Raw genomic sequence first — 13538 nt, forward strand, 5'->3', positions numbered from 1 at the left:
TATGGAACTTAAGCTTCTCCAAGATAACGGAACTTTAGGCGCAGGCATTCAAGCCTCACCAGAAGTATTCGAACGCGAATATAACGAAGCATTGGTACACCAAGTTGTTGTGGCTTACCAAGCAAATGCACGTAGCGGTAACCGCGCACAAAAAGACCGTGAGCAAGTTAAGCACACAACCAAAAAACCTTGGCGTCAAAAGGGCACTGGTCGTGCACGTGCTGGTATGAGCTCTTCCCCGCTTTGGCGTGGAGGTGGTCGTATATTCCCGAATTCACCTGAAGAAAATTTCAGCCAAAAAGTAAACAAGAAAATGTACCGCGCTGGTATGAGATCTATTTTGTCTCAGTTAGCTCGCGAAGGTCGTTTGAATGTTGTTGACCAATTTACTCTTGATGCTCCAAAGACTAAAGTTTTAGCTGACAAAGTTAAAGCAATGGGATTGGATTCAGTCTTGATCATCGTTGATCAGGTTAGCGAGAATTTGTACTTGGCATCACGCAACTTGCATAAGGTTGCTGTATGTGAGCCACAGCACGCTGATCCATTAGCTTTAGTTCAATACAAAAAAGTATTGGTAAGCAAAGCAGCGATCGCAAAAATTGAGGAGTTGCTGAAATGAGCCAAGTCCGTAAAAACGATCACAGCTTGATGAAGGTTCTGCTTGGGCCGGTTATCTCTGAAAAAGCAACCATGGTTGCAGAGAAAAACGAACAAGTGGTATTTCAAGTTACACGCGACGCCAATAAGAGCGATGTGAAACAAGCAGTTGAGTTGCTCTTTAAGGTGCAAGTTGACTCTGTTCAAATCGTAAATCAAAAAGGTAAGCCAAAGCGCTATGGCCGTTTTGAAGGTCGTCGTGACCATACCAAGAAGGCCTACGTTAGCTTGAAGCCAGGTCAAGAAATTAACTTTGAAGCGGAGGCGAATTAATCATGCCTTTGATGAAGACAAAACCGACCTCACCGGGTCGTCGCTCAATGGTCAAGGTGGTCAATCCTGACCTGCATAAAGGTAAACCTTTTGCAGCGTTGGTAGAGCCACAGTTCCAAAAAGCAGGTCGTAATAATAATGGTCATATCACTACCCGTCATAAGGGTGGTGGTCATAAGCATCACTATCGTGTTGTTGATTTCAAACGCAACGACAAAGATGGCATTCCAGCAAAAGTAGAACGCTTGGAATACGATCCAAACCGCAGTGCAAATATTGCATTGATCGTGTTTGCTGATGGTGAGCGTCGCTATATTCTGGCTGCAAAAGGCATGACAGTTGGTCAGCCATTGATGAGTGGCTCTGAAGCCCCAATCAAGTCTGGTAACAATTTGCCAATTCGCAACATTCCAGTTGGTAGCACCATTCACTGCGTAGAAATGTTGCCAGGTAAAGGTGCTCAAATCGCACGTTCCGCTGGCGGCTCTGCAGTGTTGTTAGCTCGTGAAGGCGTATACGCTCAGGTGCGCTTGCGCTCTGGTGAAGTTCGTCGTATTTTAATCGAGTGTCGTGCCACTATTGGTGAAGTTGGTAATGAAGAGCACAGCTTGCGCGTTATTGGTAAAGCTGGTGCAAATCGCTGGCGCGGTATTCGCCCAACCGTTCGCGGTGTGGCAATGAACCCAGTAGATCACCCACACGGTGGTGGTGAAGGTAGAACTGGCGAAGGCCGTGTACCTGTCTCCCCATGGGGCACACCAACCAAAGGTTATCGTACACGTCGCAATAAGCGTACAACTTCGATGATCGTTCAACGTCGTCAAAAACGTTAAGCGATAAGGATAAATAGATATGACACGTTCAGCTAAAAAAGGCCCATTTTGCGAAGCCAGCTTAGTAAATAAAGTTGAAGTCGCACAAGCCAACAAAGACAAAAAGCCGATTAAAACTTGGTCACGCCGTTCAACAATCCTCCCAGACTTTATTGGTCTGACGATTGCTGTACATAACGGTCGTCAACACGTTCCGGTATATGTATCAGAAAACATGGTGGGTCATAAGTTAGGCGAATTTGCCTTGACCCGTACTTTCAAAGGTCACGCTGCTGACAAGAAAGTAACGAAGAAGTAAGGGGATGATGATGGAAGTAAAAGCTATTCACAAAGGCGCCCGCATTTCTGCGCAAAAGACACGTTTGGTCGCTGATCAAATTCGTGGTTTGCCAATTGCACGCGCATTGAACATTTTGAATTTCAGCCCCAAAAAAGCTGCCTTCATTGTGAAGAAAGTTGTTGAGTCCGCAATGGCCAACGCTGAACACAATAAGGGTGCTGATATTGATGAGCTCAAGGTTTCAACAATTATTGTTGATAAGGGTACTTCCTTGAAGCGCTTCACAGCACGTGCTAAGGGTCGTGGCAATCAAATCGAAAAACAAACATGTCACATTACCGTGACCTTGAGTAACTAAGGGAAGATATGGGACAAAAGATAAACCCAACCGGATTCCGACTCTCGGTAACGAAGAACTGGACATCGAAGTGGTATGCAAACAATACTGATTTTGCAAAGATGCTTAAAGAGGACGTAGATGTCCGCATCTATTTGAAAAAGAAATTAAAGAATGCATCTGTTAGCAAGGTAATCATCGAGCGTCCTGCAAAGAATGCACGTATTACTATCTATAGCTCACGTCCAGGTGTTGTGATCGGTAAAAAAGGCGAAGATATTGAAGTGCTCCGTCGTGAACTTCAAAAGCGCATGGGCGTTCCAGTCCACGTGAATATCGAAGAAATTCGTAAGCCTGAAGTGGATGCTCAATTAATTGCTGATTCTATTACTCAGCAGTTAGAGAAGCGCATCATGTTCCGACGTGCAATGAAGCGCGCAATGCAAAATGCAATGCGTCTTGGCGCACAAGGAATCAAGATCATGTCTTCTGGTCGTTTGAACGGTGCTGAGATTGCACGTCGCGAATGGTACCGTGAAGGCCGCGTTCCTCTTCATACATTGAAAGCTGATATTGATTACGCTACATCAGAAGCGGAAACAACATACGGCATCATCGGTGTAAAAGTTTGGGTATATAAAGGCGATACATTAGGTCGTGGTGCTGATGCTCCAGCTGTAACAGCAGAGCCAGCGGCTGATGAAAAGAAGCCACGTCGTGCACCAGCCAAAACAACCGCACGCAAACCCGCAGCTGACAGCAAGCCATTGGTTGCTGCTAAGCCAACAGTAAAGCGTGTACCGAAAGCCGTTGAAGCCGTAAGTGCTGAAGCGCAGAAGTCAGGAGAGTAAGCATGCTACAACCAAAGCGTCGTAAGTATCGCAAGGAACAAAAGGGACGTAACACTGGCGTGGCAACACGTGGTAGTTCAGTGGCCTTTGGTGACTTTGGATTGAAAGCTATTGGCCGTGGTCGTTTGACTGCACGTCAGATTGAATCTGCACGTCGCGCAATGACCCGTCACATTAAGCGTGGTGGTCGTATTTGGATTCGCATTTTCCCAGATAAGCCAATTTCACAAAAGCCAGCTGAAGTGCGTATGGGTAACGGTAAAGGTAATCCAGAGTACTACGTAGCAGAAATTCAACCAGGCAAGATTTTGTACGAGATGGATGGAGTAGATGAAACATTGGCGCGCGAAGCTTTCAAGCTTGCTGCTGCTAAGTTGCCATTACAAACCACTTTCGTGATTCGCCACTTAGGTTGATCGGGATAGAGATTATGAAAAAGACAGAATTAGCATCCAAAGACCTGGTTGCCTTGAACGCAGAATTGACAGAGCTCTTGAAGACAAGCTTCAAACTCCGTATGCAAAAAGGTACTCAGCAACTCACAAATACCAGCCAATTGGGTAAGACTAAGCGTGAAATTGCTCGCGTAAAGACGTTTATTACTCAAAAAACTGCACAGAAATAAGGAAAAAGGGATATGACAGAATTATCTAAACCCTTGCGCCGCACCCTAGTGGGTCGTGTCGTTAGCGATAAAATGCAAAAAACTGTGACTGTGCTAGTTGAGCGCCAAGTAAAACATGCGCTTTATGGCAAATATGTTGGACAGTCCAAAAAATACCACGCTCATGACGAAGCTGGTCAATACAAGATGGGTGATACCGTTGAAATTGCTGAATCTAGGCCAATTTCACGTACTAAATCTTGGGTAGTGACCCGTTTAGTTCAAGAATCAAAGGGTATTTAAAGAAATACTAGGGATTTTGGCGAAATCTATTGCCAAATCCCTGTTTTACGTAGTATGATAGTCGGCTTCTCTGGTTTTATTGGGGAAGCAGTGTTTTTTCATTAATTCCGGGTTTTAGCTTTCGTTAAAGCCCATAGACGGAACCAAGACTGTTTGCCTTTGGCTAACAAGTTGGGGATTAAAAAATGATTCAGACCGAAAGTAGATTACAGGTCGCCGATAACACGGGCGCCAGTGAAGTTTTGTGCATCAAGGTATTGGGCGGCTCTAAGCGTCGTTACGCCAGTATCGGTGATGTCATTAAGGTGACTGTAAAGTCCGCCGCACCACGTGGCCGTGTAAAAAAAGGTGACATTTATAACGCCGTAGTGGTAAGAACTGCTAAAGGTGTACGCCGTCCAGATGGCTCATTGATTAAGTTCGATGGCAATGCTGCGGTATTGCTCAACGCTAAGTTAGAGCCAATTGGCACACGTATCTTTGGACCAGTCACACGCGAATTGCGTACTGAAAAGTTCATGAAGATCGTTTCTCTCGCCCCCGAAGTTATTTAAGAGGCTGATATGAAAAAAATTCGTAAAGGTGATTCAGTAGTTTTATTGACTGGCCGCGATAAGGGCAAGCAAGGAACTGTTACAGCTGTTCTCGAGAACAAATTAGTGATCGAAGGCGTAAATATTTACAAAAAGAGCGTTAAGCCAAATCCAGCAGCCGGTGTTACTGGCGGCATGATTGACAAGACGATGCCTGTTCACATTTCTAATGTGGCTGTGGTTGACGGTAACGGCAAACCATCACGTGTTGGTATCAAACTCGTCGACGGTAAAAAGCAACGTTTCCTCAAAACCACTGGCGCAACTTTAAGCGCATAAGGGGCACGGAGAAATTATGAGCACACGTTTTCAAGAACACTATCAAGCAAAAGTTGTTGCTGATCTAATGACCAAGTTTGGCTACAAGTCAATTATGGAAGTTCCACGTATCACTAAGGTAACCCTGAATATGGGCTTGGGCGATGCAGTGAACGACAAGAAAATTATCGAAAATGCAGTTGGTGATTTGACTAAAGTAGCAGGGCAAAAGCCAGTTGTGACAAAAGCTAAAAAAGCGATTGCTGGTTTCAAAATTCGTCAAGGCTACCCAATTGGTGCCATGGTGACATTGCGCGGTCAGCGCATGTATGAATTTTTAGATCGTTTCGTTACTGTTGCTTTGCCACGCGTACGTGACTTCCGCGGAATTTCCGGTAAGGCATTTGACGGCCGCGGTAATTACAACATCGGCGTTAAAGAGCAAATCATTTTCCCTGAGATCGAATACGACAAAATTGATGCCCTCCGCGGTCTCAATATTAGTATTACGACGACCGCTAAGACTGACGAAGAAGCAAAAGCTTTGTTAGCAGCGTTCAAATTCCCTTTCCGCAATTAAGAGGCTAACGTGGCAAAACTATCCCTAATTGAGCGCGAGAATAAGCGCGCAAAAACTGTAGAGAAGTACGCTGTAAAGCGTGCAGAACTCAAAGCAATCATCGCTGATCAATCACGCAGTGATGAAGAGCGCTATGAGGCTCGCTTGAAGCTACAGGCACTTCCACGTAACGCAAGCCCGATTCGTCAAAGAAATCGTTGTTCATTAACCGGTCGTCCGCGCGGTGTATTCAGTAAGTTTGGTTTAGCGCGTAGCAAAATTCGTGAAATCGCCTTCCGTGGCGAAATCCCCGGTTTAACCAAGGCCAGCTGGTAAGCGGCGAAAGAATTAGGAGAACTCATGAGTATCAGCGATCCAATCGCCGACATGTTGACAAGGATCCGCAATGCGCAAGCAGTGCAGAAACCCGTAGTCTTGATGCCGTCGTCAAAAGTTAAAGTAGCTATTGCAAAAGTCTTGCAGGATGAAGGTTATATCGATAGTTTTGAAATCAAAGGTGAAGCAGCTAAGCCAGTGCTACATATTGAACTCAAATACTACGCAGGCCGTCCTGTTATTGAGCGTATTGACCGTGTTTCTACACCAAGTCTACGTATCTACAAAGGCCGTCATGACATTCCTGAAGTAATGAATGGCTTGGGCATTGCAATTATTTCAACCCCACAAGGCGTAATGACAGACCGCAAAGCACGTGCAAACGGCGTTGGTGGCGAAGTTATTTGCTACGTCGCGTAAGGAGAGAAATATGTCCCGCGTTGGTAAATCACCTATTCCAGTCCCTAAGGGCGCTGAAATCAGCATCAACGGTGCAAACATTACTGTTAAGGGTCCATTGGGCACTTTGACACATAACTTGCATCCTTCTGTTGGTTTGAAACAAGAAGACGGCGTATTGACAGTTGTTTTAAATAACAGCACACCAGAAGCTGGTGCACAGTCAGGTACAGCCCGCGCTTTGGTAAATAACATGGTTGTTGGCGTAACTGCTGGCTTTGAGCGCAAGCTCAGCTTAGTGGGCGTTGGTTACCGTGCTGCTGCCCAGGGCGATTCATTGAAATTGCAGTTAGGTTTCTCACACGACATTATTTACAACCTGCCAAAGGGTGTAAAAGCTGAGACCCCAACTCAAACTGAAATCATTATCAAAGGTTCCAACAAGCAGCAGGTTGGCCAGGTTGCTGCTGAAGTTCGCGCATACCGTTCACCAGAGCCATACAAAGGCAAAGGCGTTCGGTACGTGGATGAGGTTGTACACCTGAAAGAAACTAAGAAGAAGTAAGCGAGATTAGAAAATGAATAAAGACGAATCCAGACAAAGACGTGCTAGGCAGACTCGTATTCGCATTGCCGAAGCATTGGCAAATCGCTTAACAGTTATCCGTAGCAACACACATATTTCTGCACAGGTATATAGCCCATGTGGAACCAAAGTTGTAGCAGCTGCTTCAACAATGGAAAAAGATTTGCGCCAAGCGATCAAAAACGGCGGCAACGCTGAAGCTGCAAAACAAATCGGCAAGTTAGTTGCTGAGCGTGCCGTTAAAGCAGGCATTGTTGATGTTGCTTTTGATCGTTCCGGTCATCGTTACCACGGCCGTATTAAGGCCTTAGCTGAAGCTGCGCGTGAAGCCGGCCTGAAGTTCTAATAGGGTTTAGGAAAAAACATGGCAAAAATGCAAACCAAGATGCAAAACGAAGAGCGTGATGATGGTCTTCGCGAGAAGATGATTGCTGTTAATCGTGTAACTAAAGTGGTTAAGGGTGGTCGTATTCTCGGCTTCGCTGCACTCACTGTAGTTGGCGATGGCGATGGTCGTATCGGCATGGGCAAAGGCAAATCAAAAGAAGTTCCAGTGGCTGTTCAAAAGGCAATGGACGAAGCGCGTCGCAAGATGATCAAAGTTTCCTTACGTAAAGGTACTTTGCAACATACTGTGATCGGTAAGCATGGCGCATCACGCGTGATGATTTCTCCAGCTAAAGACGGTACTGGCGTTATCGCTGGTGGCCCAATGCGCGCAATTTTCGATGTAATGGGTGTAACTAACGTTGTTGCTAAGTCACTTGGCTCAACCAACCCTTACAACATGGTTCGTGCAACGATTGATGGCTTGAGCAAGATGAGCACTCCTTCTGAAATTGCTGCTAAGCGTGGCAAATCAGTAGAAGAGATTCTCGGCTAAGACCAAATATTAGGAATCTATAAATGACAACAACCAACTCCAAAGTCAAACTGCAATTAGTGCGCAGCTTGATCGGCACACGCGAAAGCCACCGTGCAACCGTTCGCGGCTTAGGCCTGCGTCGCATCAATTCTGTTTCAGAATTGGAAGACACTCCAGCTGTTCGCGGAATGATTAATAAAGTTTCTTATCTAGTTAAAGTCGTTGGCTAACAACTAGCAAGTAAATAGGCGAAGAATATGCAACTCAATACACTCAAACCCGCAGCGGGCTCCAATAAAAATCGTCGTCGCGTTGGTCGCGGCATCGGTTCTGGTCTTGGAAAAACAGCTGGTCGTGGTCATAAAGGTCAGAAGTCACGCTCAGGTGGATTCCATAAAGTGGGATTCGAAGGCGGACAGATGCCGATGTATCGTCGTTTGCCAAAACGTGGTTTCGTGTCTTTGACACGTCGTCATGTTGGTCAAATTACTTTGAACGACTTAGCAAAAATCAATCTACCAGAAGTGGACTTATTGGTTTTGAGAGCCCACGGTTTTGCTGGTGAGCAGATTAATTCAGTAAAAGTGATTAAGACTGGTGAACTGTCTATTGCAGTAACCCTCAAGGGTATTACAGCAACTGCAGGTGCAAAAGCAGCTATTGAAGCAGCTGGCGGCAAATTGGTTGACTTGGTTTAATTAGTTTTTAGTAAATAATGGCACTCGCACCCTCCAACGCAGCAGGTATTGCTCAATCAGGAAACAAGTTTGGCGAATTACGTCAACGCTTGGTATTCCTGGTTTTAGCATTGCTCGTGTTCCGTTTGGGTGCGCACATTCCAGTGCCAGGTATTGATCCAGACCAATTAGCACAATTGTTCGCAGGGCAAAAAGACGGTATTTTGGGTATGTTTAACCTATTCTCAGGTGGTGCACTATCCCGCTTTACAGTTTTTGCATTGGGAATCATGCCATATATCTCTGCGTCAATCATCATGCAGTTGATGACGATTGTTATTCCCACTTTGGAGTCTTTGAAAAAAGAAGGTCAAGCGGGGCAGCGCAAGATTACTCAATACACCCGTTACGGCACTGTGTTGCTGGCAACATTCCAGGCTTTAGGTATTTCAGTTGCGCTTCAAGCCCAACCAGGTTTGGTTATTAATCCTGGTCTGATCTTCGAACTCAATACAGTAGTGACTTTAGTTACTGGCACGATGTTCCTCATGTGGCTTGGTGAGCAGATTACTGAGCGTGGTCTTGGTAACGGTATCTCCATCATTATTTTCGGCGGCATTGTTTCTGGCCTGCCAACTGCAATCGGTAGCTTGCTTGAATTAGTTCGCACCGGTTCAATGAATATCCTGTCTGCATTGCTGATCGTGGTGATCTGTATTGCAGTGACTTATTTTGTGGTGTTTGTAGAGCGTGGTCAGCGCCGTATTTTGGTGAACTACGCTAAACGTCAAGTTGGCAACAAGGTTTATGGTGGCCAATCTTCGTATTTCCCGCTGAAGTTAAATATGGCTGGCGTTATTCCTCCAATTTTTGCTTCGTCTATTATTTTGTTCCCTGCGACTATCGCTGGCTGGTTTACATCAGGCGAGCCAACCAATATGTTTAGCAAAGTCATTAAGGACTTGGCTGCAACATTGGCCCCAGGTCAACCTGTTTACACAATCTTGTATGCTGCAGCGATTATTTTCTTCTGCTTTTTCTACACTGCATTGGTTTTTAACAGCCGTGACACTGCAGATAATCTTAAGAAGAGCGGTGCCTTTGTTCCTGGTATTCGTCCTGGTGATCAGACCGGTCGCTACATTGACAAGATCTTGGTTCGTTTGACATTGGCTGGTGCAATTTATATGGTTTTGGTTTGCTTGTTACCAGAATTCTTAGTGTTGAAGTACAACGTGCCATTTTATTTTGGCGGTACTTCATTGTTGATTATTGTCGTTGTTGCAATGGATTTCATGGCTCAAGTTCAGTCATTCGTTATGCAACAACAGTATGGTTCTTTAATGAAAAAAGCTAACTTTAAGATGGGCGCTTAACTGAATGTCTAAAGACGATGTAATTCAGATGGCGGGAGAAATTATTGAGAATTTGCCGAACGCAATGTTTCGCGTGAAGCTAGAGAACGGACATGTGGTTCTAGGGCACATTTCTGGAAAGATGAGGATGCATTACATCCGCATCCTGCCAGGAGATAAGGTGACGGTGGAGATGACTCCTTACGACCTGACGCGCGCAAGAATTATTTTCCGAGCGAAGTAAAGATTAAGTAGTACATATTTTTTTAGAGGTGAGTTATGAAAGTTTTAGCATCCGTTAAGTGTATTTGCAGAAATTGCAAGATCATTAAGCGCAAACGCGTTGTTCGCGTGATCTGTTCTTCAGACGCACGTCATAAGCAGCGTCAAGGCTGATCTGGTTAATTAAGAGGAAATCTCATGGCACGTATCGCTGGGGTAAACATCCCAAATCATCAACATACTGTTATCGGTTTAACAGCAATTTTTGGCATTGGCACAACTCGTGCTCGCAAAATTTGTGAAACCACAGGTGTTGCTATCGACAAAAAAGTTAAAGATCTTACTGATGGTGACTTGGAAAAGTTGCGTGATGAAGTAGGTAAATTTATTACTGAAGGTGACCTTCGTCGTGAAGTAACGATGAACATCAAGCGTTTGATGGACTTGGGCTGCTACCGCGGCGTACGTCATCGCAAGGGCTTGCCTGTACGTGGTCAACGTACTAAGACGAACGCGCGTACCCGCAAGGGCCCACGTAAGTCTGGCGTGCAACTCAAGAAATAATCAAGAAAGTTTATTGACATGGCAAAACAACAATCCGCTTCTGCAGCTTCACAGCGTGCACGCAAGAAGGTTAAAAAGAACGTTGCTGACGGCATTGCACACGTTCACGCTTCTTTTAACAACACTATTATTACGATCACTGATCGCCAAGGTAATGCGCTTTCATGGGCAACATCTGGTGGCCAGGGCTTCAAGGGCTCACGTAAATCAACACCTTTTGCTGCTCAGGTAGCGGCAGAAGTAGCAGGTAAAGCTGCCGTTGAGTGCGGAATCAAGAACTTAGAAGTTCAGATCAAGGGTCCAGGCCCAGGTCGTGAATCAGCAGTTCGTGCATTGAATTCTTTGGGCATCAAGATCACAGAAATTCAAGACGTAACTCCAGTTCCGCACAATGGTTGCCGTCCTCCTAAGCGTCGTCGTATCTAAGCTTGGATGTTGGCAGTACAACAGTTTTAGTAGTTTTTTATTAAAGCCCACTGTTCATCTGAATTAAAGGGTGAACTCACCGTCAGTCGTAAGGCTGCGGCAAAGAAAGGAAAGCATCGTGGCACGTTACTTAGGGCCTAAGGCCAAATTAGCACGTCGGGAAGGTACCGACTTATTTTTAAAGAGCGCACGTCGCGCCCTGTCAGACAAGTGCAAGTTAGATACTAAGCCTGGTCAACATGGCCGTACATCTGGCTCAAGAACATCTGATTACGGTAATCAATTGCGTGAAAAGCAAAAGGTTAAGCGTATGTACGGAATTTTAGAGCGTCAGTTCCGTCGTTATTTCGCTGAAGCTGAGCGTCGCAAGGGCAATACTGGCTCAACATTGCTTCAGTTATTGGAATCACGCCTTGATAACGTTGTTTATCGTATGGGCTTTGGTTCTACTCGTGCTGAAGCGCGTCAATTGGTTTCCCACTGTGCAATTTTGCTCAATGGTAGCCCAGTAAATATTCCATCTATTCAGGTCAAGCCTGGTGATGTAGTTGCGATTCGTGAAAAAGCGAAGAAGCAAACACGTATTACAGAATCACTCAATTTGGTTCAGCAGATGGCAGCAGTTGGCTGGGTATCAGTCGATGCAGCAAAGCTGGAGGGAACATTTAAGCAGGTGCCTGACCGTGAAGACATTAGCGGCGAAATTAATGAAAGTTTGATCGTCGAATTGTATTCACGCTAATTAGGCACTCTCAAGGAAAAAATATGCAAACAAATTTGCTCAAGCCAAAAATTATTTCTGTTGAAGCGCTTACAGCCAACCAAGCTAAGGTTGTCATGGAGCCGTTCGAGCGTGGTTATGGCCACACACTCGGTAATGCTTTACGTCGTGTTTTGTTGTCATCGATGGTTGGTTATGCGCCAACTGAAGTGGCAATTGCTGGTGTTGTTCATGAATACTCCACATTAGATGGCGTTCAAGAGGATGTAGTTAACCTTTTGTTGAACCTCAAAGGTATCGTATTTAAGTTGCAGTCACGTGATGAAGTCACTATCAATTTGCGTAAAGAAGGCCCAGGCGTAGTTACAGCAAAAGATATCGACCTACCACATGATGTAGAAATCATTAATCCTGATCATGTTATCGCCCACTTGTCAGCTGGTGGCAAGTTGGATATGCAGATCAAGGTTGAAAAAGGTCGTGGCTATGTGCCAGGCAATATGCGTCAATACCATGACGAAACTACCAAGATCATTGGTCGTATCGTGTTGGATGCCTCATTTAGCCCAGTAAGCCGTGTTAGCTATGCTGTTGAATCTGCCCGTGTTGAGCAACGTACCGACCTCGATCGTCTCGTAATGACTATCGAAACAAACGGTGTGTTGTCTCCTGAGGAGGCAATTCGTCAAGCAGCTACCATTTTGGTTGATCAGTTAGTTGTATTCGCGGCCCTCGAAAGCAGCGAAGTTTCTGGTGATCTCGCGCCAAGCCGCTCTTCAATGGTTGATCCAATGTTGATGCGTCCGGTTGATGATCTCGAACTCACAGTGCGCTCTGCAAACTGCTTGAAGGCTGAGAACATTTACTACATCGGTGACTTAATTCAACGTACTGAAAATGAATTGTTGAAGACGCCTAATTTGGGTCGCAAGTCTTTGAACGAAATCAAAGATGTATTGGCGGCTCGTGGCTTAAGTCTTGGCATGAAACTCGAAAGCTGGCCTCCAGCTAACCTCGAGAAATAATTAGAAAGGAAGCATCATGCGTCACGGAAACGGCTTACGCAAACTAAACAGAACATCATCACATCGCTTGGCGATGCTGCGCAACATGTCCAATTCTCTTTTGGAGCACGAAGTGATTAAAACCACTTTGCCAAAAGCTAAAGAATTGCGCATGGTTGTTGAGCCTTTGATTACCTTGGGTAAAAAAGATAACTTAGCAAACCGTCGCTTAGCATTTAATCGCACACGCGACCGTGATATCGTGACCAAACTCTTCACAGAGCTCGGCCCACGTTACGCAACTCGTCCAGGTGGCTACCTTCGTATTTTGAAGTTCGGCTTCCGTCATGGTGATAATGCACCAATGGCTTTGGTTGAATTGGTAGATCGTCCAGAAGTTGAAGAAACAGCAGTAGCTGAAGAGGCTTAAGTCCTTTAGCAAGAGTAAAAGCCAGGCTTCGGTCTGGCTTTTTCCATTTATACGGTTATAAATACATCATGACCCCCGATAAATCTACTGAGTTACTGATTGTTATCACTACTTTTGCATCACTAGAGGATGCAAAGAAAATGGCGAATCAACTGATTGCGGATCGATTGGCTGCATGCGTACAAATTCAAGAGGGTATACATTCCATCTATCGGTGGGATGGCAAGATTTGCGAGGGAAAGGAAGTTTTACTGTCAGCAAAAACAACTGCAGATAAATGGACGGATATTTCTAGTTTCATAAAAAGTCATCACCCTTATGATTTGCCTGAAGTGATTGCGTATGCTCCTGAAAAATACGAGGCGCATTATGGCAAATGGGTGGAGTCCGAGGTAAAGTAGT

Annotated in this window: 28 protein-coding genes; all 28 read left to right on the top strand. The window is 45.2% G+C overall.

Going from position 1 to position 13538, the window contains the following annotated elements; translation table 11 throughout:
* Position 1: 1 nt before the first annotated feature.
* Positions 2-622, top strand: coding sequence for a 50S ribosomal protein L4 (gene rplD, locus FD977_RS00300; protein WP_046329377.1), 621 nt, complete (start codon positions 2-4; stop codon positions 620-622).
* On the top strand, positions 619-933 hold the full coding sequence (gene rplW / locus FD977_RS00305) for a 50S ribosomal protein L23 (RefSeq protein ID WP_076024545.1): 315 nt from the start codon (positions 619-621) through the stop codon (positions 931-933). Before rplD ends, rplW begins: the two co-directional genes overlap by 4 nt.
* Positions 934-935: 2 nt before the next feature.
* Positions 936-1766: a 50S ribosomal protein L2 gene (gene rplB, locus FD977_RS00310; protein WP_215305633.1), complete on the top strand. Its 831-nt coding sequence runs from the start codon at positions 936-938 to the stop codon at positions 1764-1766.
* Between the two features lie 19 nt (positions 1767-1785).
* The gene (gene rpsS, locus FD977_RS00315; protein WP_046329379.1) at positions 1786-2064 is read left to right on the top strand and encodes a 30S ribosomal protein S19; all 279 of its coding nucleotides are present in this window, start codon (positions 1786-1788) and stop codon (positions 2062-2064) included.
* A 7-nt stretch (positions 2065-2071) separates the two neighbouring features.
* Positions 2072-2404 (top strand): 50S ribosomal protein L22, encoded by a 333-nt coding sequence (rplV, locus tag FD977_RS00320; protein ID WP_205621309.1) that lies wholly within the window; start codon positions 2072-2074, stop codon positions 2402-2404.
* Between the two features lie 8 nt (positions 2405-2412).
* The gene (gene rpsC / locus FD977_RS00325; protein ID WP_215305634.1) at positions 2413-3234 is read left to right on the top strand and encodes a 30S ribosomal protein S3; all 822 of its coding nucleotides are present in this window, start codon (positions 2413-2415) and stop codon (positions 3232-3234) included.
* 2 nt (positions 3235-3236) lie between these two features.
* Entirely contained in the window at positions 3237-3650 is a 414-nt protein-coding gene (rplP, locus tag FD977_RS00330; protein WP_088526677.1) for a 50S ribosomal protein L16, read from the top strand.
* A 14-nt stretch (positions 3651-3664) separates the two neighbouring features.
* Positions 3665-3859, top strand: a complete 195-nt coding sequence (gene rpmC, locus FD977_RS00335; protein ID WP_015420239.1) for a 50S ribosomal protein L29 — start codon at positions 3665-3667, stop codon at positions 3857-3859.
* Between the two features lie 12 nt (positions 3860-3871).
* Complete coding sequence (gene rpsQ, locus FD977_RS00340) at positions 3872-4141, top strand: 30S ribosomal protein S17 (RefSeq protein WP_046329381.1); 270 nt, start codon at positions 3872-3874, stop codon at positions 4139-4141.
* Between the two features lie 185 nt (positions 4142-4326).
* Positions 4327-4695, top strand: a complete 369-nt coding sequence (rplN, locus tag FD977_RS00345) for a 50S ribosomal protein L14 (RefSeq protein ID WP_015420241.1) — start codon at positions 4327-4329, stop codon at positions 4693-4695.
* Positions 4696-4704: 9 nt separating this feature from the next.
* Entirely contained in the window at positions 4705-5013 is a 309-nt protein-coding gene (gene rplX / locus FD977_RS00350; protein ID WP_011901911.1) for a 50S ribosomal protein L24, read from the top strand.
* A gap of 16 nt (positions 5014-5029) precedes the next feature.
* Positions 5030-5572: a 50S ribosomal protein L5 gene (rplE, locus tag FD977_RS00355; protein ID WP_215305635.1), complete on the top strand. Its 543-nt coding sequence runs from the start codon at positions 5030-5032 to the stop codon at positions 5570-5572.
* Between the two features lie 9 nt (positions 5573-5581).
* Positions 5582-5887, top strand: coding sequence for a 30S ribosomal protein S14 (gene rpsN / locus FD977_RS00360; RefSeq protein WP_015420244.1), 306 nt, complete (start codon positions 5582-5584; stop codon positions 5885-5887).
* A 24-nt stretch (positions 5888-5911) separates the two neighbouring features.
* Positions 5912-6307 carry a 30S ribosomal protein S8 gene (gene rpsH, locus FD977_RS00365; protein WP_015420245.1) on the top strand — a complete coding sequence of 132 codons (396 nt, stop codon included), beginning with the start codon at positions 5912-5914 and terminating at the stop codon, positions 6305-6307.
* Positions 6308-6317: 10 nt separating this feature from the next.
* A complete protein-coding gene (gene rplF, locus FD977_RS00370) occupies positions 6318-6851 on the top strand; it encodes a 50S ribosomal protein L6 (protein ID WP_215305636.1) in 534 nt (177 codons plus the stop codon).
* Positions 6852-6864: 13 nt separating this feature from the next.
* On the top strand, positions 6865-7218 hold the full coding sequence (rplR, locus tag FD977_RS00375; protein ID WP_046329386.1) for a 50S ribosomal protein L18: 354 nt from the start codon (positions 6865-6867) through the stop codon (positions 7216-7218).
* 18 nt (positions 7219-7236) lie between these two features.
* Positions 7237-7755: a 30S ribosomal protein S5 gene (gene rpsE, locus FD977_RS00380; protein ID WP_015420248.1), complete on the top strand. Its 519-nt coding sequence runs from the start codon at positions 7237-7239 to the stop codon at positions 7753-7755.
* A 23-nt stretch (positions 7756-7778) separates the two neighbouring features.
* Positions 7779-7967 carry a 50S ribosomal protein L30 gene (gene rpmD, locus FD977_RS00385; protein ID WP_046329387.1) on the top strand — a complete coding sequence of 63 codons (189 nt, stop codon included), beginning with the start codon at positions 7779-7781 and terminating at the stop codon, positions 7965-7967.
* A gap of 27 nt (positions 7968-7994) precedes the next feature.
* Positions 7995-8435 carry a 50S ribosomal protein L15 gene (rplO, locus tag FD977_RS00390; protein WP_046329388.1) on the top strand — a complete coding sequence of 147 codons (441 nt, stop codon included), beginning with the start codon at positions 7995-7997 and terminating at the stop codon, positions 8433-8435.
* Positions 8436-8452: 17 nt separating this feature from the next.
* Complete coding sequence (gene secY, locus FD977_RS00395) at positions 8453-9790, top strand: preprotein translocase subunit SecY (protein ID WP_215305637.1); 1338 nt, start codon at positions 8453-8455, stop codon at positions 9788-9790.
* A gap of 4 nt (positions 9791-9794) precedes the next feature.
* The gene (gene infA, locus FD977_RS00400; RefSeq protein ID WP_015420252.1) at positions 9795-10013 is read left to right on the top strand and encodes a translation initiation factor IF-1; all 219 of its coding nucleotides are present in this window, start codon (positions 9795-9797) and stop codon (positions 10011-10013) included.
* Positions 10014-10048: 35 nt separating this feature from the next.
* The gene (rpmJ, locus tag FD977_RS00405; protein ID WP_012357167.1) at positions 10049-10165 is read left to right on the top strand and encodes a 50S ribosomal protein L36; all 117 of its coding nucleotides are present in this window, start codon (positions 10049-10051) and stop codon (positions 10163-10165) included.
* 24 nt (positions 10166-10189) lie between these two features.
* Positions 10190-10555, top strand: a complete 366-nt coding sequence (gene rpsM / locus FD977_RS00410; RefSeq protein ID WP_215305638.1) for a 30S ribosomal protein S13 — start codon at positions 10190-10192, stop codon at positions 10553-10555.
* A gap of 18 nt (positions 10556-10573) precedes the next feature.
* The gene (gene rpsK, locus FD977_RS00415) at positions 10574-10981 is read left to right on the top strand and encodes a 30S ribosomal protein S11 (RefSeq protein WP_011901923.1); all 408 of its coding nucleotides are present in this window, start codon (positions 10574-10576) and stop codon (positions 10979-10981) included.
* A gap of 118 nt (positions 10982-11099) precedes the next feature.
* The gene (rpsD, locus tag FD977_RS00420; RefSeq protein ID WP_173959392.1) at positions 11100-11723 is read left to right on the top strand and encodes a 30S ribosomal protein S4; all 624 of its coding nucleotides are present in this window, start codon (positions 11100-11102) and stop codon (positions 11721-11723) included.
* Positions 11724-11746: 23 nt separating this feature from the next.
* Positions 11747-12727: a DNA-directed RNA polymerase subunit alpha gene (gene rpoA, locus FD977_RS00425; protein ID WP_046329391.1), complete on the top strand. Its 981-nt coding sequence runs from the start codon at positions 11747-11749 to the stop codon at positions 12725-12727.
* Positions 12728-12743: 16 nt separating this feature from the next.
* Complete coding sequence (gene rplQ / locus FD977_RS00430) at positions 12744-13136, top strand: 50S ribosomal protein L17 (RefSeq protein WP_015420256.1); 393 nt, start codon at positions 12744-12746, stop codon at positions 13134-13136.
* 68 nt (positions 13137-13204) lie between these two features.
* A complete protein-coding gene (gene cutA, locus FD977_RS00435; protein WP_215305639.1) occupies positions 13205-13537 on the top strand; it encodes a divalent-cation tolerance protein CutA in 333 nt (110 codons plus the stop codon).
* Position 13538: the final 1 nt, after the last annotated feature.

It is taken from the genome of Polynucleobacter sp. AP-Elch-400A-B2, from assembly GCF_018688355.1.
Classification (GTDB): domain Bacteria; phylum Pseudomonadota; class Gammaproteobacteria; order Burkholderiales; family Burkholderiaceae; genus Polynucleobacter.